This is a genomic window from Bacillus cereus group sp. BceL291 (genome assembly GCF_051776705.1).
Lineage (GTDB): Bacteria > Bacillota > Bacilli > Bacillales > Bacillaceae_G > Bacillus_A > Bacillus_A cereus.
Window position 1 is genome coordinate 15,180 of the sequence record NZ_JBPWAP010000023.1, and the last position, 22,253, is coordinate 37,432.

Consider the following 22,253-nt stretch of genomic DNA (forward strand, 5'->3'; position numbering starts at 1 on the left):
TCTCATTCATAATCTAGAATCCATTCTTTATATTTCTTATATAAATCTCGTATTATTTCTTTATTCTTCGCAATTACTTCACTTCCTCTATCATCATACATAAACATGACAATATCTTTCGTTGCATTTATGAGAAATACATTTGGATAAGAAATTTCTTTTTTTCGTCCAAATCGAGGATATAAATCAAAGAAATCCTCATGATTAGCAACTTGTATAAGCGATTCATATTTAATATGTTCCGCAAGGCATTTTAAAGAAAAATGATATGTACAATATAAATCTGCTTCTTCATCTTCAAATAAAAACGGTAACGTTTCTTATCTTATATGAAATCTTAAATCTCTTTTCTTAATATATTTATTGTATACATTTATTTTCTGTGGAGTTTTTATATTTTCCTTTTTAAATCTATAAACATTTGTCACTACAAACACTACATCTTCTTTTGAAAATATGTCTTCAAATAAGAATTTATTATATGTATATAGTTGAGAAAAGTATTCCGTATTTAAATTGTCGGTTCCTTCTACAATTTGATATTTATCTTTTCCAAAATCAAAATGCAAATGATTTTCCCACTAAGAATATAAGTAGGGTACTAATGTAACTCCTGGAAATGTTTGATTCATATATTCTTTTAATTGCATTTCCTTGTCCTTTCTACTGTACAATTCCTTTTAAATCCCAGTATGCTTCTTCTAGCCATGGATGTATAACTTTCAATGTATCTTTCCTTTCCCACAAATATGAAATATATACAAAAGCTGCTTTTTCCAAAGATTTTTCCAATCCTTTTTTTATTTCTATTAAATATGGTGGTGTCCCGTTTTGATCCCATTCTATTTTATCTGCAACAAATAATACTAAATCCATCTTCGTTGCATGTTTACGCAACGTTGTGTGGCAACAAATTGCATTTAAAATTTCTTCATCTTCTACTTTAAATATTTCTTTTGCGATTACTCTCGATAGTTTTTGATGAATGATCATAGGAAACTTTCTTTCTGCTTCCACTATTTCTACACCAAATTCTTCAGCAACTGCAATCCGCTCCTCGTTCGGAAAAATGCCACTAATATCATGTAAATATCCTGCAATTGCTGCTTTTTCTTTATCTACGTGAAACTTTTCTGCAATCTTTTTTGCCTCATTTGCCACACGAATTGAATGTTTATATGTAAACTCTTTATTATATTTTAGTAGAAAAGCTTTAATATCATTTTCTATTTTTCCAGTTGGAGTAAATGAATATATATCATTACATAACATAGAAAATCCCCCTTATAACTACCTTTCATTATAATGTAGAATCTAAATATCTTTGTTATTTTATATTCGATATTAATCTTTTTACTCCTTTTTAATACGTTACATGAAATTTTATACAGAATCATCGCTACAAGTACATAAATGTTTGATATTATAGTAATGTTGATGATTTGTAAGGAAAGGAACTACACAATGAATAAAAACATATTAATTATTGATGATGATAAAGAAATTGTTGAATTACTTGCTGTTTATTTGCGAAATGAAGGCTATAACATTTATAAAGCTTATGATGGCGATGAAGCATTGCAAAAAGTTTCTACATATGAAGTTGACCTTATGATTTTGGATATTATGATGCCAAAGCGAAACGGATTAGAAGTTTGTCAGGAAGTGCGTGAAAATAATACTGTACCAATTCTAATGCTTAGTGCAAAAGCAGAAGATATGGATAAAATATTAGGTCTTATGACAGGTGCCGATGATTATATGATCAAGCCATTCAATCCATTAGAATTAGTAGCAAGAGTGAAAGCTTTATTACGAAGATCATCTTTCCAAAACGCTACTTCGCAAAAGAATGAAGATGGTATTATTCGTATTCGCTCTGTTGAAATACACAAACATAATCATACTGTTAAAGTAAATGGAGAGTATATTAAACTAACCTCTATTGAATTCGATATTTTATATTTGCTTGCAAGTAATACAGGAAGAGTATTTAGTTCAGAAGAAATTTTTGAACGCGTTTGGAATGAAGATGGTTACGGTTCAAATAAGACTGTAATGGTCCATATTAGCAACTTACGGGATAAACTTGAAACAGTAATAAATGGAGAAAAATTTATTCACACTGTTTGGGGAGTTGGCTATAAAATTGAGAAATGAAGCATTTGATATATTAAAAGATATCCCTAAATGGAAACTTATTTTTTGGCTCTTATTAGCTATCACACTCACGCCTATTACTGAATTAATTATTTATCGCCTCGTTACGAGTGTAATTGAGAGTTCACTTACTCTAACTGAACTCGGTAAAGAATTCATTCGAATTTTTGGTTATGAAAAGTATAAAGGGATTAAAGAATCGTTATGGATGATGATTGTATCTTATTTGTTTTTATTTTCTATTTTTTCATCCTATCTTTACATTTTTTATCGCCACGAGAAAAAACTTTACTATGAAACTTGTATTAAAAAAATGATAGAAGAAATTCGTTATATTGCAAATGGAAACTTCAATCATAAAGTTTCTATTGTAAATCATAATTATCTAGAAGAATTAGCAATCGGGGTCAATGAAATTGTTGAACAATTAAAAGTCTCCATTGATGAAGAAAGACAAGCGGAACAAGCAAAAAGTGAACTTATTACAAATGTATCACATGACTTACGCACTCCCCTTACTTCTATAGTTGGATACGTAAATTTAATCCATCATGATAATTATAGAGATGAAGTAGAATTGCGATACTATATTCAAGTCATTTACGATAAAGTAACTCGTCTTAATGCATTAATGAATGACTTGTTCGAATATACACGTGTTCAAAATAAAGAGTTAAGCTTGTATTCTGTTCCTATTGACATAGTAGAGTTACTTGGACAATTAACTGTTCAATTCCGTATACAATTTCAAGAAGCAAATATAGAATGTCGACCTTCTTTCCCATCTCAAAAGCTCATGGTATTAGCTGATGGTGAAAAATTAGTGCGTGTGTTTGAAAATCTTATTATAAACGCTATCGCTTATGGAAGCGAAGGTCGCTATATTGACCTTACTGCTTATGAAAGCAATAATATGATTACAATTGATATAACAAATTACGGACAACCTATTCCTAGTACGGATTTACCTCATATTTTTGAACGTTTTTATCGCGTTGAGAAATCTCGCTCTACAAACACTGGTGGATCTGGACTTGGATTAGCTATTGCAAAAAGTATAGTCGAATTGCATAAAGGAACAATTGAAGTATATAGTGATGATGAAAAAACAACATTCACTGTAAAACTACTCCCATACAAATGTTAATATTATAAATAAAAAGTTCAATTTCTTATCATATAAGAAATTGAACTTTTTCCATTAATGCCCAAAATTTAATAATCCTTTATAATTCTTTAGAAATTCTTTACCTTTTCTTTCTTCCTAATTAAGCATTCCTTTTTACAATACTAGTATTGATGTCATAATAGGAGGATCGCTTATGCAATTCTTAAAAAAATTCGCTATTTTATTATTATCTTTTTTCATTACTGCACTTATCGTTTTATATTTTTACCTTTATGTAAATGGTCCGATTATTCAAGCTAAATCAGCTATTTTAATAAATGCTAATTCAGGTGAAATTGTTTATAAAAAAAATGAAGAAACTCCAGTACAATCAGCTGCTTTATCTAAATTAATGACAGAATATATCGTATTGGAGCAACTAAATGATAGAAAGATACAGTTAGATGACTTAGTACAAATAAGTAACGAAGTTTTCCGAGTAGAAACAAGCCCTATACAAGTAACATCGAATGATAAAACAACGGTTCGTGATTTACTTCATGCATTGCTACTGGCAGGGAATAATCGTTCTGCACTCGCTCTAGCAGAACACATTGCCGGAAATGAAGATAACTTTACAGTATTAATGAATAAAAAAGCAAAAGAACTAAAGTTATTACAACCATCTCCATTTCTAAACTCTACTGGAATTAATAATGATACAGATAAACAATCAACTACAACAGCGATAGACGCAGCTAAACTAGCAGCAAAATTAGTAAAAGATTTTCCAGATGTATTGAATATTACGAAACTAACCTCTTACCAATTTACCTTCAAAGATTCCCAGGTTTTCAATACGAATAAAATGATATATTCCCTTAATGAAAACATTAAACTTCAAGGTGTTGATGGCTTACAAACTAGTTTTTCAACTAACGGTAATTATAGTTTTGTCAGTACAGCAAAACTTGGAGATACTAGACTAATTTCAGTAATATTAGATGCAGATGAAGAAAACATTTCATTTATTGAAACAAAAAAGTTGCTACAGTATGGTTTTGATCCTTCCTCGTACTCTGCACTCCAAGCTTTTAAAGACGCCCTTACATCTTGGACAATATTGCTTCAGTTTAAAAATTTAATTATACAAACTATAATGATTTTTTTAATCATTACCACCTTAATGTTTTTACATATACGTCAGAAAAAATCCGAGGATTTCAATTAAGAAATCTTCTTATATATATAAAACCGACTTGCGCTTAAGATGCAAGTCGGTTTTTAATTCTATCATCCTCTTCAAATTTGCTGAAACTGGTTGCAAGTTTAACTTCCTCGCCCATACAGACAGCTGACCAATATGATGAATTTCATATCCCATTACATGTCTTAAAACCTATGTTTTTTGAGGCATACATCCATCTCTGTTTCCTTTCGTTGTGTTCGTTTGTTTAGTTTAAATGGGTTAATCTATTAATTCTATTAAATCCAACAATTTAACTATTACATTTTAAAGTTCTACTCATATACTATAGTAAATTACTAGAAAGGAGGTTTAACTATGGATAGTTGCGTTGTATTTGTAAACGGACAACCTTTTCTAGTTCTTTCAGTAGCTGGTATTGAAATTGCTAGATTAGAGATTTCCCTTCAAGTAGCATTAGCTCTAAGAGTGCTTGGGATACCAATCTGTGATTAATTACCAAATTAAAAGAAAAAGAGGGCATTAGCCCTCTTTTTTTATTTTCTTCTCACCTTTTCTTAACAACAAACAAAATTCAAATTTAATTAATTATAAAAATTAAAGTATATGAACGTTACATGAAACACTTGTTAAGATAGCTGTCCTTCACACTATTTATTTCGCCGACATTATATAATCAAAGCACACAATGATTAACTTTTTATACGGCTTATTTTAAGTGTGCTAGCATTCTAGGCTAGATAATTATGACTGCAAAAAAACTTCAAGTTCTCGTTTATATAAATTAAATAACGCTTTCACTTTTTGAATCGATTGATAATCTTTAAATTGCTGTTCTCTATCTTCTTATCCTTGAAGAGCACTAATCCAACTATACTCTACATCTACAATATGAAATAATGTTTCTAACATACCCCCAGTTTGCAAAGTAAATCTTCCTCTGAAAGTTGTTCACACCACTTAAACCAATCATCTCTTACTTGCCAATTATATTGAAATAAAGTGTACACATTTATCTCTCCCTTACTTCAATTATCCACCTAACAGCATCTGTTATACATTTAACCATTGACAATCACTTCTCTTCGGCCAAGTTCCTCTACAGCGTGATTAATTATTTCACTTACAGATAAAGAACCATCCAATATGATATCTGAATTCGGCTTAACAGTATGAATTGCCTCTAAATAAGCTTTTCTCGCATATGTCATGTAATGTTCCAAATCATTATGTATTTCATCTATTGTACCTTCCTTAAAATCTCGCAAAATCCTTCTAGCCATCGCAATATCTAAAGGCGTATCAATAAATATAGTTACATCAATGAATTTTCGCATCTCACTATTTAAGTATGCAAAAGGATAATCTACAATAATATAGTCTAAGGTATTATTTTGTATAAGTTGCTCAATATCATGAATTAATGGTGTTAATACCCACTCGTCGTAATTCGCCCCATCATCAATCCATTTACAAATATCAGCAGGAGATTTATCAAATGTGTAACTATCAAAATATAGAGCTTTTGAGTTTTTAAACTTATGCTTTAATCTTTCTGTAATTGTAGTTTTACCTCCCCCCGAAACAGCTGCAATTGAAATTATTTTTGTTTTATTATCCACTATACCCACCAAACCCCTTTGTTAACATAATATAATTATAAATTACTATCGTTGCTACTTCTTCCATTCATATTCTAACATACTCATTTCCCATAAATTCCAATACGTTTCTCCTACTCTTTTTGACTCTCTTAATAAGCCTTCTTTTACAAACCCTATTTTTTCGTAACATGAAATGGCCGATGTATTAAAATCATACACACCAAGAGTTACTCTATGTAGTTTTAATTCGTCAAAAGCAATATGAAGTACTGCTTTCATCATATGTTTTCCTATAGAACGTCCTCTCATCTTCGTATTACCAACTAATACTTTTCCAATTCTAGCGGACTTATTAATATTATCTATTTGCCCAAGCGAAATATGTCCAATAACGTCTGAAGTCTCTTCATCTACCACTTTGAAAGCGAGTGTATTTGCACTTTCTATATACTTCTCTAATTGCTGTTCGTCTAAAGGAAATGTGAATGCATTTCCTGACCATTGTATTAGAAATTCTTCGGAATTAATCCAATTTATTAATTGTTTAAAATCAGATTTCTTAAAGCTTTCTAGTTTAATCACTTCCTTGCTCCTTTCGTACATCATGCTTTATAACCTCAAACTTATTTCTATATAAAGAATATATTCTCCTTTTATATAAAATTAAAATAAAGCCATTCATGTGAATGGCTTTACAAAAAAGCAGCATAATTATGCTTTGTTTGCTACATCAATACCATTAAAATCAAAGTCAGCAGTAACCGTTGTAACCGGTGGGAAAATTGCTTCAATTTTGCAAATGGAAATAATTACTCCAACCGATCCAGGAATAGCCGCAAGCCTAACTACATCACAACTTACAGACGAAACAGTACCTACATAAGTACGTCCCTCTGTATTAATTTGAACTGTTCGATTAATTAATTTCTTAAGTTCATCTCTAATTCCTTGTACGCAAGAATTATCACATTTCTCATGCTGTTCTTTTTTACACTCTTCGAATACTTCCCAACAATCATCTTGTTTACATGTACACTTCTTTTTACAATTATTAAATCGAGAACCCAATACCTCACCCCCTAATCCTTTCTATTAGTAAAGTATGTCCACTAGCTTAAAAGGGTACGAGGCAAACACATAAAAAGAAAAAAACAAACAATTGTACCAAACTTTCTTTTCATTATTCATTATAAAAACAGACTTCTCCTAATTAAAAGCTTTTTAATGAGCGGCCGTGAATTTAGTCCTACTCCATTTAATGTTTAGACACCACTTTCTAAAACAAACCTTTTTTCTTTTAAATAAGACGCCCCTTAAAAACACACTAGATTTTCCCATTAACTCACATATACATAGACTTTATTTGTGGATTTCCCATTTTTCATTGTGAAATATACATTTAAAAAGCGTACTCGAAAATAAGATATTATTTGTAATCAGAACATTTTCTTCAACAAACGTTTATTGAAAAATACCATATCCACTATCTCTTAAAAATTTGCATATTTTGTATAAACTCTATATCGAGTAGAAAACACTCTATCATATAAAGATAAAATAGTAGGTTAATAAACAAGCCATTTTTTATTAAAACATAGAATAATATGAACACTATTGAAAGGAGGTAGAAATGAATTTCCTGGAAAAATGATTGCTGGAGTTCCCAGAAAAAGCATTGTTGTGATGATTGGTGGAAATCTAAAGAAAAGCATCATTGTGATGATAATTGGAGTTCTCAGAAAAAGCATTGTAATGATGATTGGTGGAAATCTAAAGAAAAGTGTCATCGTGATGATGATTGGAGTTCTAAACGAAATAAGTGTCGTTGTAAATGTTTCTTTATTTGTTGCCATTGTAAAAGGAAAAATTGGTAATATTTCCGATGCCAACTTAAAGGAAAGAATATGTCTTTTGGAACCGATAAATACTAGAATGTATTATACAAAAAGCTGACTGAATATAATCAGCTTTTTATCAATGAACACGTAAAGATTTCAACAGACATATGTATTTACTGATTAGGTGGGCTATTAAGAAAAAACAAGCTAACTCTTATAAATCGATTTTTAATTACTTCACGTACGTATAAAGCTTTCGATGCCCTCATTACTTCAGACGAATTCACCAGTATTTTCAGCAAAAAATTCATGGAATCTTTAATTAGTCGAGTACTTTCATTGCCTTCAGAAACCCCAGAGACAAGCGGGGTTTCTTTTATTTAAATAAAGATTTTGTTTAAACTTTACAAAACTCACCTATATTAAAATATCTTCTAAAATCCTTATTGAACATTTATAATACTATTAAACGGTTTAAATTCGACAATCAGTAATGGAGGCATTTTAATGGGAAACATCCCAAAAGTATCATCACACCAATCAAATCCTAATATACCCTCACAGCAAGTGAATCCTAATACCCAACAAGGTAGTATAAAAAAAACAAGACGCCGTATTATAACTACTTTGGCTTTTATATTACCTATAATTTTTGTCCTTCAATATTCTCTGAATAACCAACAAGAAATGATTAAAGAAAAACAAATCACACTTAATACGGAACAACAAAAATTATCTTCTGTAAAGAAGGATGGTCATTCCCTTAACAAGGATGTCAAGGCTTTAACAAGTAGTGAAGAAGAAATTTTAAAATTCGCAAGGAAACTGTATGGATTTTCCAAACCGAATGAAACTATATTTCAAATAACTGAATAAAATTACACGGCATTACCTAAAAGGCGATTTGAAGATAATCGCCTTTTTATATTTAATTTCTAAAGGAATCATACTAATCTCTCTTTCTATCATATAACTACTTTGTTTAATTTGTTAAAATAAAACCGCTTGTCCGTTTCACTTTGCTCTATCATTACATTTACTATTAGTAATACGATTTTTAGAGGTGATAAATAATGGACGAGTTTTTATCTTTTGCTGCACTTAATCCCGGTTCTATTGGACCTACACTTCCAACTGTTCAACCTTTTCAATTCCCTACCGGTCCCACCGGTTCTACAGGAGCTACTGGATTAACCGGATCAACTGGACCGACTGGGCCAACCGGATCAACCGGACCAACTGGATTTAATCTTCCTGCTGGACCTGCATCTATTACCTTGACTTCTAACGAAACCACAGCATGTGTATCCACTCAAGGAAATAATACTTTATTTTTTTCGGGTCAAGTATTAGTAAACGGTATTCCTACTCCAGGGGTAGTGGTCAGTTTTTCGTTTAGTAACCCATCTCTTGCTTTCATGGTTCCTCTTGCTGTCATTACCAATGCCTCAGGTAACTTTACCGCTGTATTTCTAGCCGCTAATGGGCCTGGAACAGTAACCGTTACTGCTTCACTTCTTGATTCTCCTGGAACAATGGCTAGCGTCATTATTACCATTGTGAATTGTCCGTAATGATTTTATTTTTAAGAACTAAGCAATTTCTAATAAAAAGAGCACTGATTTTATAGTGCTCTTTTTTTATCATTTGGATGTGCCTTTCAAATTAAATTTCGTAACAGCCTATTAAAATAACGCTTTTATTGAATTTCATCCTTAACAAAATTTAATTACTCCAATGAATAAACATGCCACAGTATCGTATTTTAATAAAAACTATAAAACAGACATACTTAACACTAATAGTAGAATTTTTCTTCTTCATCAAATTCACTTCTTTTCTTTTTATAAACATAAAAAAGGATCTCTATTTATACAGAGATCCTTTCTAACTTTATAATTTACTAGACTGTAACCCCTGAATAAACGGAACTACTTCAGGATTTACAAGCGATGATAAATCACCTAACTCTTTTCCTAAGTAAGCTGCTTTAATAACACGGCGCATTACTTTAGAGTTACGTGTTTTCGGTAAATCTTCTACAACGTGGATATCTTTAGGACACAACGCTTTTCCAATATGAGAGTTTACTAAACTCATTAATTCTTTCTTTAATTCTCCTGTGAATGTTACATGATCTCTTAATACTACAAAACAATGACAAACTTCACCTTTTACTTCGTCAGGTACACCAATTGCAGCAGCTTCAATTACATCGTTATGTTTCACAAGAATAGATTCATATTCAGCAGGTCCAATACGTTTACCTGCAATATTTAACGTATCGTCTGAACGCCCTGTGATGATATATTGTTCACCATCGTAAATGACCCAGTCACCGTGGACCCATTTATTTTCAAAACGTGACCAATATGTGTTCACGTAACGTTCATCATCTTCCCAGAAGCTTTTCGTCATACCTACCCAAGGTTTCTCTAAGCATAATTCTCCGACTTCATCTCGAATTGGTTTACCTTGATCATCCAGTACGACAGCTGCCATTCCTGGTAAAGATGCGTTAAAACTAATCGGTGCGATTGGCTTAATAAGAACATTACCGAAAATCCCACCAGAGATTTCAGTTCCACCTGAGTAGTTACAGATTGGAACATTTCCTTTTCCAACTGTTTCAAACAGCCACATCCATGGATCAGGATTCCAAGGTTCTCCTGTTGATGCGAATACTTCCAAACTCTTTAAAGAATGTTTATTGACATACTCATCACCTTTTGCCATTAATGCTCGGATTAACGTTGGCGAAATACCTAGATGAGTAATTTCATATTTATCAACTGTCTCCCATAACCGGTCTGCTTCTGGGAAGTCTGGAACACCTTCGTACATAACCATCGTTGCTCCATTAATGAGTGAACCGAATAATAGAAATGGCCCCATCATCCAGCCCATATCAGTTACCCATAATACACGATCACCTTGTTTAATATTCATTCCAAATCCTGCATCAAAGGCTGCTTTCAAAGGAAATCCTGCATGCGTGTGTACTGTTCCTTTCGGCTTACCAGTCGTTCCTGATGTATAAATGAGCATTAATGGATCATCGCTTTGCATTTCTTCGGCATGTATGAATGGTTTTTCTTTTTCTAGCGTACTCCACGAAAAGTCATAGTTATGTGGTGTAAAATCATTTCCTGCATGACGAACGATTACCACTTTTTCAACAGTTGGGCAATGTTCACAAGCTTTATCTACTTCATCTTTTAAAGAAACAATTTTACCTCGGCGTGAAAATCCATCTGCGGTAATAATCATTTTTGAACCTGCCGCTTGCACACGTGTCATAACTGCATCAGACGCAAAGCCTGAGAATATTGGTGAAATAATTGCTCCAATTTTCATTACAGCTAGCATCGCAACAACTGTTTCTGGAATCATTGGCATATAAATTGTTACACGGTCACCTTTTTGAATACCCGCGTGTTTCAAACCATTGGCAACACGGCTTACCCAGTTATCAAGCTCTTCATATGTAAATGATTTTGAAGTTCCATTTTCCCCTTCATACTGAAGTGCTGGCTGTATTCTCGTCTCTTCATCCGCAAGCCAGCGGGATAAAGCTGATTCTACAACGTTACATGTTCCGCCATTATACCACTGTGCAAACGGTGTACCATTTTCTAAATCTAATACTTCTGTATAAGGTTTCATCCATTGATAGCCAACTGCTTTTTCTGCCTCTCCCCAAAACCAAGCTGTTTCCTCAATAGATTTATTATAAAAAGTTTCATAATCTTCATATCCCAATGATTTCATCCAACCATATAAACGTGTTTTTTCCTTGTACTCTTCTGTTGGAAACCAAACTGCTTGTTTCAATGTTTTCCCCTCCTTAACTTTTTGAGCAAGAAAGCCCTAAATAGGGCTTTTAAACTGGATATACAGGATGTTTACGATCCGTGAATACTTGATATTTACTCATATACATTTCGAAACGTCCTTTTAACTCTTCACGTAAATTGTTTGGATGAACAATACCATCAATCACCATCTCTGATGCTAAATGATAAATATCAATATCTTTCTTATACTCTTCACGTTTTTCAGCAATGAAGCTAGCACGCTCTTCTTCTGGTAAAGCTGCAATTTTATTTGCATATACAGCATTAACCGCAGCTTCTGGACCCATTACCGCAATAGAGGCTGTCGGTAATGCCAGACAGCAATCTGGTTCAAATGCCGGACCTGCCATCGCATATAAACCAGCGCCATATGCTTTACGAACAACGATAGAAATCTTCGGTACAGTTGCTTCACTCATTGCAGAAATCATTTTTGCACCGTGGCGAATAATACCGGCACGCTCTACTTTTGTACCGATCATAAATCCTGGTACATCCGCAAGGAATAATAATGGAATATGATATGCATCGCATAAATTAATAAACTTAGCAGCTTTATCAGCTGAATCGTGGAATAATACGCCACCCTTCATACGCGGCTGATTTGCAATAATACCAACTGGCTTACCATCAATACGTGCTAAGCCTGTAATTAGCTCTTGAGCAAATAATTTTTTTACTTCATAGAATGAACCCTCATCAATAACTCTATTAATGAGATCTTTCATATTGAAAGGAGCATTTTGATTTTCTGGAATGATTTGTTCTAACGTTTTATCGAATTGTTTCGGTTCTTGAGGTGTAACCAATGGAGTCTTTTCTAAATAGTTGTTTGGAAAATATGAAATGTATTGTCTTGCTTGTGTAATCGCATCTTCTTCTGTCTTACATAAAACATCTCCGCATCCTGATACAGAGCAATGCATACGAGCTCCGCCCATCTCTTCTAAAGTTACCTTCTCACCGATAACCATCTCAGCCATACGAGGAGATCCTAAATACATAGATGCATTTCCCTCTACCATCATTACAACGTCACAAAAGGCTGGAATATACGCACCACCAGCTGCAGAAGGTCCAAATAACAAGCATACTTGAGGAACTTTACCTGATAACTTCACTTGATTATAGAAGATTCTTCCTGCACCGCGGCGCCCTGGGAACATTTCTACTTGATCTGTAATACGCGCTCCAGCAGAGTCGACTAAATAAAATAACGGAACACGTAGTTTTTCAGCTGTTTCTTGAATACGTAAAATCTTTTCAACTGTGCGTGATCCCCATGATCCAGCTTTTACAGTAGAATCATTGGCCATTACACACGCAGTACGACCATGTATTTTACCCGTTGCCGTTACAACGCCATCCGCAGGTAAGCCTGTTTGTTCACAGTTAGCAAATAATGCATCTTCTACATATTCGCCATTATCAAATAGAAGCGCTAAACGGTCTCGAACGAATAATTTTCCTTTTGCTTTATTTTGCTCATGATATTTCGGTGCCCCGCCTTGTTTAATTGTTTCAACTCGTTCTTCAAATGAATTAGATTGTTGTTTTTGGTCTAACATATTTACTCCCCCTTATACATCGGTTTGCGTTTTTCTTTGAATGCCTGTAATCCTTCTATTCGATCTTTCGTATGGATTACACCTTCATACGCTTGTTTTTCCATTTGTAATCCGGTATGTAAATCAACTTGAATACCATTTGAAATTGCCTCTTTTGCTAATCGAACAGCAATAGGTCCATTACTAGCAATTTTCTCTGCTATTTCAATCGCTTTCTCTTCAAGTAAATTAGCTGGTACAACAAATTCTACTAAACCGTATTCTTTTGCTTCTTGCGCTGAAATACGTCTACCTGTATAAATTAATTCTTTCGCTCTACCAACACCAATTAATCTCGGTAAGCGCTGTGTACCACCTGCTCCTGGTATAATTGCAAGTGTCGTTTCAGTAAGACCAAGACTTGCAGATTCAGCAGCAATTCTAAAATCACAAGCTAAACTTAATTCCGTACCACCACCAAGTGCAATTCCATTTATAGCAGCAATAACTGGCTGTGGTAATTGTTCAACCATCTCCATAGTAGTGCGAATCATACTAACAGCATGGCGAACTTGTTCTTCATTCATACCGGCACGCTCTTTTAAATCTGCACCAGCACAAAATGCTTTTTCACCAGCACCAGTCAAAATAACTACACGTACGTTTGAATCTTCACTTATTTGAGTTAATATCGTTTGTAGTTCATCTAATAATGCCAAAGATAATGAGTTTGCTTGTCTTGCACGATTTAACGAAATCTTTACTACGTGAGGTGTTACATAATCAACTGAAATGTTTTGTAATTGTAGCATCTTCTCACCTACTTATCGTTTTATGTTGAAGCGCTCTATACACATGACTCGGTAATTGGATATTCAACTTACTTTGAATAAATTGACTAGCTCTCAATAACTTTTCTTCGTCTATATTCGTTTGGACTCCTAATTTATGGAGCATATGTACTAGGTCATCAGTGGCAACATTACCTGATGCTCCTGGTGCATAAGGGCAGCCCCCGAGTCCACCACAAGAACTATCAAACGTTGTAATACCGTATTCTAATGATTTAACTACATTCGCTAGAGCCATTCCATACGTATTATGAAAATGCATGGCAAACTGCGAAGCATCATACTTCTTTAATAGATGTTCTAATACTTGTTCTACTTGTAATGGATTCGCTACACCGATTGTATCCCCAAGAGAAACTTCATAAATGCCGTATGAAAATAGTTGATTACATAATTCGTCAACTGCTGCGACACTTATATCCCCTTCATAAGGACATCCAAATACAGTAGAAACATAGCCTCTTACCTTTTTCCCTTCGAATAATGCCTGTTTTGTTATATCTTCAATTACAACTAATGCTTCTTTAATCGATTTATTAATATTACTTTTATTATGAGATTCACTTGCTGATAAAAAAACATTCACCTCATCTACATTTTGCAAAAAAGCTCGTTCCAAACCATTTTGATTCGGAACAAGCGCAGCATATGTAACATTTGGATCCCTTTTTAGCTCAGAAAATACATCATTTGCATCCGCTAATGCAGGGACCCATTTTGGGTGAACGAATGAGGAAACTTCAACATACGACAATCCTGCTTCTGTAAGTAGTTGAATCCATTTTACTTTATCTTTTGTGCCAACAATCTTTTTTTCATTTTGTAAGCCATCACGTGGCCCGACTTCTTTAATGACAGCAAAATTAGGTAGTTTCAATTCGCTTCCCCCTATATCTCCCTATTCAATTTCTAATAATACATCTCCTTCATTTACAAAATCGCCTTCTTGCACATTAATTTTCATAACTGTGCCAGCTTCTTCTGAAATGATTGGAATTTCCATTTTCATAGATTCCAAAATGACGACATCCTGCTCTTCCTCTACTGTATCTCCTACTCCTACAACAATCTTCCAAACGTTTCCTGCCATCGATGCGTATACTTTCGTCATCATTTTTTCCCCCTTAATATTGTTAAATCTTATTTTTTAACGAGTTGTTTCGTTACAAAGCCTGTTGTATAAATACCCTCTTTGAACACTTCGTCTTCCAAAACTTGCAGTAGCATTGGCGTGTTCGTTTTAATACCTTCTACTTTTAATTCTTCTAGAGCATCATGTAATTTCGAAATTGCTTCTTCACGAGTCTCCCCATGTGCAATGACTTTCGCAATCATTGGATCATAGAAAGGTGTAATCGTTACATGATTTTCTAAGAAGTGATCAATCCGTACATTTGACGGTAATGTTAAATCTGTAATTTTCCCAGGTGATGGGAAGAATGTTTTCGGATCCTCTGCATAAATACGAGCTTCAATGGCATGACCACTACGTTTTACATCATCCTGAGTAAATGATAGTTTCTCTCCACTTGCAATCAGAAGTTGTTGTTCTACAAGGTCTAATCCCGTAATTTCTTCTGTCACTGGATGCTCTACTTGTAATCTCGTATTCATCTCTAAGAAATAGAAGTTCTTCTGATCATCTACAAGAAACTCAACTGTACCTGCATTTGTATAGCCAAGTGCTTTGGCAGCTTGTACAGCAACTTCTCCCATCGCCTTTCGTGTACCTTCATCTAAAAATGGTGAAGGTGCTTCTTCGATTACTTTTTGATTTCGGCGCTGTACCGAACATTCACGCTCCCATAGATACACTGTGTTACCATGTGTATCTGCTAAAAGCTGAATTTCAATATGATGCGCATCTGCTATATATCGCTCTAAATACATTTCTCCGTTACCGAAGAAGTTTTGCGCTCTTGTTTTATTACTTTCAAACGCTTTGGTGAGCGTTTGCTCAGTTTCCATCAACTGCATACCAATGCCTCCGCCGCCTGCGGATGCCTTAAGCATTAATGGATAACCAATTTGTTTTGCAATTTCAATTGCTTCTTCAGCAGTTTCAATATTTGTAGTAATACCTGGGACTACTGGGACATCTGCTGCTTGCATTGCGATACGTGATTCGATTTTACTTCCCATCTTCGTAATGATTTCTTCTGAAGGACCGATAAATACGATACCTTCTTCTTTGCAACGAACCGGAAAAGACGGATTCTCTGATAATAAACCATAACCCGGATGAATCGCTTCTGCATTTGTCTTCTTAGCTATTTCAATAATTTTTTCAAGGTTTAAATAACTTTCTTGAACACGCGGTCCACCTACTAAGTAAGCTTCATTTGCCATCTTCACATGAAGGGCATTTTCATCTGCTTCAGAATAAATAGCAACAGTGCGTATGCCAAGTTTTTGACAAGTTTTCATAATACGAACAGCAATTTCCCCGCGATTCGCAATTAATATTTTTTGAAACATAGTGATTCCTCCCTTTTATCTACATCCTAAATGTCTAGCAATTACGAGACGTTGAATTTCAGAAGTTCCTTCACCAATTTCTAATAGTTTCGCATCACGAATATGTCGTTCAACTTCATATTCACGCATATAACCATATCCACCATGAATCTGTACTGCTTGATTCGCAATACGGCTTGCTGCTTCCGATGCAAATAGTTTTGCCATTGCCGCTTCTTTGCCGAAAGGTTTATCATTATCTTTTAACCAAGCTGCTTTATGTACTAAATTGCGTGCTAGCTCTACTTCAGTCGCCATATCAGCTAATTTAAATTGAATCGCTTGGAAATTAGAGATTGACTTTCCAAATTGTTGACGTTCTTTCGCATATTGCAATGCACGTTCAAAGGCTGATTGCGCAATACCAACTGCCAATGCTGCGATTGAAATACGTCCTCCATCAAGTGTATATAAAAATTGTTTAAAACCTTTATTTACATCACCAAGAATATTTTCTTTCGGTACACGAACACCATCAAGTACGATTTCACAAGTATTAGAAGCGCGAACGCCCATTTTATCGTAAGGACTAGAAATCGTTAATCCTTCACTAGTAGTAGGTACGATAAATGCTGAAATGCGTTTTCTACCATTCTCTTCAACACCGTTGACAGCGGTTACAATAATGGTATTTGCATACTCTGCGTTTGTAATCCAACACTTCTCACCACTGATTACATACTCATCGCCATCTAGTACCGCTTTCGTTTGAGTACCACCTGCATCTGATCCAGCATTCGGCTCCGTTAATCCGAAGGCACCTAATGTTTTACCTGACGCCATTGGAACTAAATACTTTTGTTTTTGTTCTTCTGTACCGAAATAATAAATTGGAGAAGCACCTAATGAAATTGTTGCAGCATAGCTTAAACCAGTGCCACCACAAGCGCGACCAATTTCTTCAACTGCTAACGCATACGATACAGTATCGCCACCTGAACCTCCATACTCTTCTGGGAATGGGATGCCTAATAATCCTAGTTCGCCCATTTTTTGAAATGTTTCATATGGAAACTCTGCAGTTTTGTCATAATATACAGCTTTCGGTGCGATTTCCTTTTCAGCAAAGTCACGTACCATTTCTTTAATCATTTGTTTTTCGCGAGTTAGAGTAAATTCCATTCCGCTACACACCCCTTATCGAATATTGAGTTTCGACAGCGTGCGAGTTTCTACTACAAACATAACAACTTAAAAGACAAGAATATTAGTTAGACAATTGCTATAATTCTGTCATGACTTAATTTTAAAACAGATTCTGTACTAATGCACAAAAAAATTCCTACATTGTTCTACAACAACATAGGATATTTTGTGTCGAATTATGTAATTTATTGTTTAATAATCTCTACCTTTTCCCGAATCAGAAATTTCTACTAATGCTTCAGGGTATGGTTCGAAATACGTTTGTCTTAATAAATACTTTTCATCAAATCGAATGGCCCATGATTTTAAAATTGTAAGTAAACTACTAAGTGGTATTTTCTTTTCTGCATACTTTTGTAACAGTTCTATAAAATGATCTTTTTCTTGTTTTTTTAGCTTTGTTTTAAAGTATCCAAAAATGTGCTCGCATACATTTACATTCGATGTATAGCGGGGGGTGCGCATAAATAATTCATATAAAGTCTTCTCATAGTTTTCAAATACAACTTCAATCTTTTCATTTTTGTGATTTGCAATTATACGCCCTAATTCCTTTTGTTTCACTTGATTATATGCCATAAATAAATATTTATTGTCCGACTGAAACGATACAAGGTCTTTCATATTTTTATTATGTTTAATCATTTTGTAATATGCGATTGTAAATAGTCTTGTAAAGAAATGCTCTCTAATAATAAAATTCGACAATCTGCCTTCCTCTTCAATAGGAAGATGCGAAAATTTTTTTACTACTACTCCGCCAAATAAGCCCGATCCTTTTCCCTTTGCTGGCGCTTTTTCAAAACCAGAATAAATTTTCACATCACGCGTACCACAACTTGGTGAACGATTCTTTAAAATAAAACCATCCACATCCGATATCGTTTGTAAAAAATCATTTGAAAACTGCTCCATTTTTTCAGTTACATCTTCTCGTGTCGACGGTTGCACAAGTCTGTTCTCACCATTTTCTTCTACAATTCGTATCGTTTCACGAGGAGTTCCCAATCCAATCTCCACTTCTGGACAAACAGGTATAAATGTAACAAATGGCTGCAAATTTCGTATTGTTACATCTGGAATCATCTCTCCATTATATCGACAAGCATCAAATTCTAAACATTTACTTACGACGATTGTAGGTTTTGCAAATTGCCGCATCTCATTACCTCCTTAGTGCTAGTCCGTATACTATAAATTGTACTAAGATTAACATTTTAAGCAAAGTTTGATTCATTTATTTTTATGAGAAATATATATCCAATAATATATTAACAATCATTCAACTCTATTTTCAATAAATGTGCGCCCTATTATACTGGTTTAGATATTGTGAAATGAATAATACACAGATGCTCCGGAGAAATTAATGATTAAGAAAGGAGGGAATTGTTATGAAAAAGAAATTATCATCTATTTTAAGTGTTTTAGCACTCTCTATTATGCTTTTAGGTACATCTGCGCAAGCTGAATACGATGGAAATAATATGAATAGAGTGAATAACACTGATATTTCAACTCGAGTAAATGACAATAATTTAGACAGAGTTAATAATGATGTAAGAACTCGAAATGTAAATACAACAAATGATTTAAATGATAATCGTGATAGAAATAATAATTGGGCTTGGCTTGGTTTATTAGGACTAGCAGGATTATTAGGTCTTAGAAGAAGAGACAAAGAAACACGCTGATTTAGAATGTTTTTAATAAACAAGTACTTATTTATCAAAAATATATAACGAAAATAAATCGCCTTTTTAAAGGCGATTTATTTTTACTTAAAAAGTAATATATGTCATTCACACTTCGACGATTAAATTCGTGGAGTTAATCCATACAATATAAATTGAATCGTATTTTCAATTTCTGCTTCATCATTCCATTTTTCTTCAGGTAATAATAAAAATCGTGTTAATAATAAACCTAATACAGCTGATAAAGTAAGACGTAGTACGGAAGATGGTGGTATCTCAATAATCTCTCCTTCTTCTTGAAATTTCACAATCAACTTTTTGAAATGTGAAAACAGTTCTGTTTCTACTAATTGCTGTATTTCATTTTTTAGTTCTGGTTGAAATGGTACTTCTTGAATTAATATTTTTATCATAGGAAAGTGTTTTTGAGCAAATTTAAATCTATTATGAATTACAACTCTTAAAAGTCCTTCATACGATTCATACTCTGATTTAAATATTTCTTTTGCAAAGGTTTGTACGAAAAATGGTGCAACGAACTTAGTTAAAGTTGGCATTACGACCGCTAGTAATAAATCTTTTTTCGTCTTATAGTAGCGGAAGATGGTTCCTTCCGCTACACCAGCACGCTTTGCAATTTCACTTGTTGAAGTTGAAGCGTATCCTTTTTCTCCAAACATATCAACAGCCGCCTCTAATATTCGCATTTGACGTTCATTTCGTTTATCCGTATTAGTTGCAGCTATTAATTCCTCCAGCCAATCCTTCTGCATTTATAAAGCTCCTTTTTGTCATTATTATATTTTGCGATGTTTCTTTAAAGCAAATACATTTCCTACTGCAAATAATAGTGAAAAAAGTAATAATACAGTAAGATCTAATGCAATCTCTGTAAACCCTTGATTCCGAATCATCACTTGTCTCATTGCGTCAGCGCCGTATGTGAGTGGAAATACTTTCCCTAACATTTGTAGCCACTTATTCATAGATTCCATTGGAAACAATCCAGAAAAGAAGATTTGTGGCACAATAACAAGCGGTATAAATTGAATCATTTGAAATTCATTATTTGCGTATGCCGATAAAAACGTACCTAATGTTAGTGCAGTTAAAGAGAGCATACATGTAATAAGTAGCGTTAGCCATATGGAGCCAGCTACGTATAAATCTAAAATATAAACGGAAAAGCTTACGATAATAATGGATTGTATAAAGGCAAAGATTCCAAAACCAATAATATAACCTGCGACTATTTCCCATCTTCTTACTGGGGTGGATAATAACCTTTCTAGCGTACCACTTAAACGTTCTCTTACGAAAGATACACCTGATAATATAAATACAAAGAAAAATGTAAAGAAACCAATTAATACAGGACCAAGCCCATCAAACATCGTAAAGTCTTTAGAGCCATGTAAATAATTTACTTCAGGTTTCATAATCGATACATCATTCTTCTCTGTGCTTTTTTGCAATACTTGAAGTACAGCACGATTTTTTGACGAATCACTACCTTCCAACAGAAGTTTCATTTTTCCATTCTCTATTCGAAATACTGCATCTACCTTTTGTTTTTCCAACTCAGAAATCGCCTTTTCCTTACTGTATTCATAAATTGACGCTTCTTGATTTTTCATCACTTTTACTATTTGAGCGGGCATATCAACAACAGCAATTTGCGGTATATAGTCTTTCTGTGTAAACACTAGTGACAAAAGCCAAAGTAATAACATCGGCGCTCCAAACATCATTGCTAACGAACGCTTATCTCGAAAAAATTGACGAATAATACGTATAATTACACCAGTAACTCTCATGATGGCACCACCTCTTCTAGCAAAAAGACATCTTCAATCCGTCCAGATGACACGCGTTTTTTCAATTCTTCAGTTGTTCCAACCGCAACTAGTTTCCCTTCTCTAATTAACCCTAGACGCTCACAAAATTCAGCTTCATCCATAATGTGCGTCGTTACAATAATCGTTGTGCCTTTCTTTTTAAGATCATAAAATTTTTCCCAAATCGTTTTTCTAAGAAGCGGATCTATCCCCACTGTAGGCTCATCTAAAATTAATATTTCTGGTTCGTGAAGGAGCGCTATTGCTAATGATAAGCGTTTTTTCATTCCACCTGAAAATTGTTGTACTTGCTTTTTCATATACTGTGACAATTGTACAAGTTCAAAAACCTCTGCAATTCTTGTCTTTTTACGTTTTCCCTTTAGTCCATACATCGTTGCTATAAAATCTGCATTTTCATATGCTGACAATTCTTCGTATAATGCATCCGCCTGGGCCATATAACCAATTCTTTTCATTTCATTTAAATTAGGCATATTAATATTATTAACAAGCACTTCACCTTTCGTTGCCTCATTAATACCTGCAATCATTTTAATGAGCGTTGTTTTCCCCGATCCAGAAGGTCCAACAAAACCAAAAATTTCTGCTTTTTCAACTTGCAATGAAAGATTGTGTAACACTTCTTTTTTCCCAAAACTTTTTGATACAGTCCGTAAAATAATGGAAGGTTGTTGCACGTTTCATCCTCCTTTTCCAATAAAATGAGTGAGTACTCACTTTTATTTTACCCTTGCTTAATTATATGTCAAACTTCATTGATTAGTATGTATGTTCAATCAACGATATTAAACAATGAAACAGAGTCGACATTAGAATTTCATTTCCTAAAGTCGACTCTGTTTCATTTAAACTATAAATT

General features: G+C 33.8%; 24 protein-coding genes and 4 pseudogenes. 8 read left to right on the top strand and 20 right to left on the bottom strand.

Annotated features, from left to right (window positions below; all coding sequences use genetic code 11):
• Positions 1 to 2 precede the first annotated feature (2 nt).
• Positions 3 to 650, bottom strand: a pseudogene (locus tag ACS2CR_RS16085) (DUF3885 domain-containing protein).
• Between the two features lie 13 nt (positions 651 to 663).
• Complete coding sequence (yqeK, locus tag ACS2CR_RS16090) at positions 664 to 1,272, bottom strand: bis(5'-nucleosyl)-tetraphosphatase (symmetrical) YqeK (RefSeq protein WP_053512870.1); 609 nt, start codon at positions 1,270 to 1,272, stop codon at positions 664 to 666.
• A gap of 192 nt (positions 1,273 to 1,464) precedes the next feature.
• On the opposite strand from yqeK, the gene ACS2CR_RS16095 reads away from it, so the two are divergent.
• The 3 genes from ACS2CR_RS16095 to ACS2CR_RS16105 all read left to right on the top strand — a co-directional run bounded on the left by ACS2CR_RS16095 (position 1,465) and on the right by ACS2CR_RS16105 (position 4,499).
• Positions 1,465 to 2,160, top strand: a complete 696-nt coding sequence (locus ACS2CR_RS16095; RefSeq protein WP_001038807.1) for a response regulator transcription factor — start codon at positions 1,465 to 1,467, stop codon at positions 2,158 to 2,160.
• Positions 2,150 to 3,307: a sensor histidine kinase gene (locus tag ACS2CR_RS16100; protein WP_001243309.1), complete on the top strand. Its 1,158-nt coding sequence runs from the start codon at positions 2,150 to 2,152 to the stop codon at positions 3,305 to 3,307. The genes ACS2CR_RS16095 and ACS2CR_RS16100 overlap by 11 nt, the downstream gene beginning before the upstream one ends.
• A gap of 175 nt (positions 3,308 to 3,482) precedes the next feature.
• Positions 3,483 to 4,499 (top strand): D-alanyl-D-alanine carboxypeptidase family protein, encoded by a 1,017-nt coding sequence (locus tag ACS2CR_RS16105; RefSeq protein ID WP_001160052.1) that lies wholly within the window; start codon positions 3,483 to 3,485, stop codon positions 4,497 to 4,499.
• Between the two features lie 9 nt (positions 4,500 to 4,508).
• Here ACS2CR_RS16105 and ACS2CR_RS16110 read toward each other — a convergent pair.
• Positions 4,509 to 4,667 (bottom strand): annotated as a pseudogene (locus ACS2CR_RS16110) (DinB family protein); the annotation flags it as partial.
• 165 nt (positions 4,668 to 4,832) lie between these two features.
• Between ACS2CR_RS16110 and ACS2CR_RS16115 the strand changes: the two are divergent.
• Entirely contained in the window at positions 4,833 to 4,970 is a 138-nt protein-coding gene (locus ACS2CR_RS16115; RefSeq protein ID WP_000376554.1) for a DUF3956 domain-containing protein, read from the top strand.
• Positions 4,971 to 5,225: 255 nt separating this feature from the next.
• On the opposite strand, the pseudogene ACS2CR_RS16120 reads toward ACS2CR_RS16115, so the two are convergent.
• The 4 genes and pseudogenes from ACS2CR_RS16120 to ACS2CR_RS16135 form a co-directional block, all read right to left on the bottom strand.
• Positions 5,226 to 5,485 (bottom strand): annotated as a pseudogene (locus tag ACS2CR_RS16120) (DinB family protein); the annotation flags it as partial.
• Between the two features lie 51 nt (positions 5,486 to 5,536).
• A complete protein-coding gene (locus ACS2CR_RS16125; RefSeq protein ID WP_000513265.1) occupies positions 5,537 to 6,106 on the bottom strand; it encodes an AAA family ATPase in 570 nt (189 codons plus the stop codon).
• Between the two features lie 45 nt (positions 6,107 to 6,151).
• Positions 6,152 to 6,685, bottom strand: coding sequence for a GNAT family N-acetyltransferase (locus tag ACS2CR_RS16130; protein ID WP_000990082.1), 534 nt, complete (start codon positions 6,683 to 6,685; stop codon positions 6,152 to 6,154).
• 105 nt (positions 6,686 to 6,790) lie between these two features.
• On the bottom strand, positions 6,791 to 7,147 hold the full coding sequence (locus ACS2CR_RS16135; protein WP_000535577.1) for a hypothetical protein: 357 nt from the start codon (positions 7,145 to 7,147) through the stop codon (positions 6,791 to 6,793).
• A 546-nt stretch (positions 7,148 to 7,693) separates the two neighbouring features.
• On the opposite strand from ACS2CR_RS16135, the gene ACS2CR_RS16140 reads away from it, so the two are divergent.
• The 3 genes and pseudogenes from ACS2CR_RS16140 to ACS2CR_RS16150 form a co-directional block, all read left to right on the top strand.
• Positions 7,694 to 8,032 (top strand): hypothetical protein, encoded by a 339-nt coding sequence (locus ACS2CR_RS16140; RefSeq protein ID WP_080495976.1) that lies wholly within the window; start codon positions 7,694 to 7,696, stop codon positions 8,030 to 8,032.
• A gap of 392 nt (positions 8,033 to 8,424) precedes the next feature.
• The gene (locus ACS2CR_RS16145) at positions 8,425 to 8,793 is read left to right on the top strand and encodes an FtsB family cell division protein (RefSeq protein ID WP_000526886.1); all 369 of its coding nucleotides are present in this window, start codon (positions 8,425 to 8,427) and stop codon (positions 8,791 to 8,793) included.
• A gap of 197 nt (positions 8,794 to 8,990) precedes the next feature.
• Positions 8,991 to 9,047: pseudogene (locus ACS2CR_RS16150) on the top strand (exosporium leader peptide-containing protein); the annotation flags it as partial.
• Positions 9,048 to 9,064: 17 nt separating this feature from the next.
• Here ACS2CR_RS16150 and ACS2CR_RS16155 read toward each other — a convergent pair.
• From ACS2CR_RS16155 to ACS2CR_RS16200, 10 genes are all read right to left on the bottom strand, one after another.
• Positions 9,065 to 9,214 carry a hypothetical protein gene (locus ACS2CR_RS16155; RefSeq protein WP_309567771.1) on the bottom strand — a complete coding sequence of 50 codons (150 nt, stop codon included), beginning with the start codon at positions 9,212 to 9,214 and terminating at the stop codon, positions 9,065 to 9,067.
• Between the two features lie 45 nt (positions 9,215 to 9,259).
• Positions 9,260 to 9,475 carry a hypothetical protein gene (locus ACS2CR_RS16160; RefSeq protein WP_000236250.1) on the bottom strand — a complete coding sequence of 72 codons (216 nt, stop codon included), beginning with the start codon at positions 9,473 to 9,475 and terminating at the stop codon, positions 9,260 to 9,262.
• Positions 9,476 to 9,810: 335 nt separating this feature from the next.
• Positions 9,811 to 11,751, bottom strand: a complete 1,941-nt coding sequence (locus tag ACS2CR_RS16165; protein ID WP_053512873.1) for an AMP-binding protein — start codon at positions 11,749 to 11,751, stop codon at positions 9,811 to 9,813.
• A gap of 49 nt (positions 11,752 to 11,800) precedes the next feature.
• Positions 11,801 to 13,342, bottom strand: coding sequence for an acyl-CoA carboxylase subunit beta (locus ACS2CR_RS16170; RefSeq protein ID WP_000886744.1), 1,542 nt, complete (start codon positions 13,340 to 13,342; stop codon positions 11,801 to 11,803).
• A gap of 2 nt (positions 13,343 to 13,344) precedes the next feature.
• Positions 13,345 to 14,133 (bottom strand): enoyl-CoA hydratase, encoded by a 789-nt coding sequence (locus ACS2CR_RS16175; protein ID WP_000939798.1) that lies wholly within the window; start codon positions 14,131 to 14,133, stop codon positions 13,345 to 13,347.
• A 4-nt stretch (positions 14,134 to 14,137) separates the two neighbouring features.
• Positions 14,138 to 15,049, bottom strand: a complete 912-nt coding sequence (gene mvaB / locus ACS2CR_RS16180; RefSeq protein ID WP_000775433.1) for a hydroxymethylglutaryl-CoA lyase — start codon at positions 15,047 to 15,049, stop codon at positions 14,138 to 14,140.
• A 21-nt stretch (positions 15,050 to 15,070) separates the two neighbouring features.
• The gene (locus ACS2CR_RS16185; protein ID WP_001987345.1) at positions 15,071 to 15,286 is read right to left on the bottom strand and encodes an acetyl-CoA carboxylase biotin carboxyl carrier protein subunit; all 216 of its coding nucleotides are present in this window, start codon (positions 15,284 to 15,286) and stop codon (positions 15,071 to 15,073) included.
• A gap of 26 nt (positions 15,287 to 15,312) precedes the next feature.
• Complete coding sequence (locus ACS2CR_RS16190) at positions 15,313 to 16,650, bottom strand: acetyl-CoA carboxylase biotin carboxylase subunit (protein WP_000486742.1); 1,338 nt, start codon at positions 16,648 to 16,650, stop codon at positions 15,313 to 15,315.
• A 15-nt stretch (positions 16,651 to 16,665) separates the two neighbouring features.
• Positions 16,666 to 17,811 carry an acyl-CoA dehydrogenase gene (locus tag ACS2CR_RS16195; RefSeq protein ID WP_000397282.1) on the bottom strand — a complete coding sequence of 382 codons (1,146 nt, stop codon included), beginning with the start codon at positions 17,809 to 17,811 and terminating at the stop codon, positions 16,666 to 16,668.
• Between the two features lie 216 nt (positions 17,812 to 18,027).
• Positions 18,028 to 18,996: a YbgA family protein gene (locus ACS2CR_RS16200; protein WP_016110024.1), complete on the bottom strand. Its 969-nt coding sequence runs from the start codon at positions 18,994 to 18,996 to the stop codon at positions 18,028 to 18,030.
• Positions 18,997 to 19,229: 233 nt separating this feature from the next.
• Between ACS2CR_RS16200 and ACS2CR_RS16205 the strand changes: the two genes are divergently transcribed.
• Positions 19,230 to 19,529 carry a WGxxGxxG family protein gene (locus ACS2CR_RS16205; RefSeq protein ID WP_016110023.1) on the top strand — a complete coding sequence of 100 codons (300 nt, stop codon included), beginning with the start codon at positions 19,230 to 19,232 and terminating at the stop codon, positions 19,527 to 19,529.
• Between the two features lie 122 nt (positions 19,530 to 19,651).
• On the opposite strand, the gene ACS2CR_RS16210 is transcribed toward ACS2CR_RS16205, so the two are convergent.
• The 3 genes from ACS2CR_RS16210 to ACS2CR_RS16220 are packed head-to-tail and all read right to left on the bottom strand — an operon-like array spanning position 19,652 to position 22,071.
• Positions 19,652 to 20,305, bottom strand: a complete 654-nt coding sequence (locus tag ACS2CR_RS16210; RefSeq protein WP_001168198.1) for a TetR/AcrR family transcriptional regulator — start codon at positions 20,303 to 20,305, stop codon at positions 19,652 to 19,654.
• 24 nt (positions 20,306 to 20,329) lie between these two features.
• Positions 20,330 to 21,349 (bottom strand): ABC transporter permease, encoded by a 1,020-nt coding sequence (locus ACS2CR_RS16215; protein ID WP_001266728.1) that lies wholly within the window; start codon positions 21,347 to 21,349, stop codon positions 20,330 to 20,332.
• Positions 21,346 to 22,071: an ABC transporter ATP-binding protein gene (locus ACS2CR_RS16220; protein WP_016098537.1), complete on the bottom strand. Its 726-nt coding sequence runs from the start codon at positions 22,069 to 22,071 to the stop codon at positions 21,346 to 21,348. Before ACS2CR_RS16220 ends, ACS2CR_RS16215 begins: the two co-directional genes overlap by 4 nt.
• Between the last annotated feature and the right edge of the window lie 182 nt (positions 22,072 to 22,253).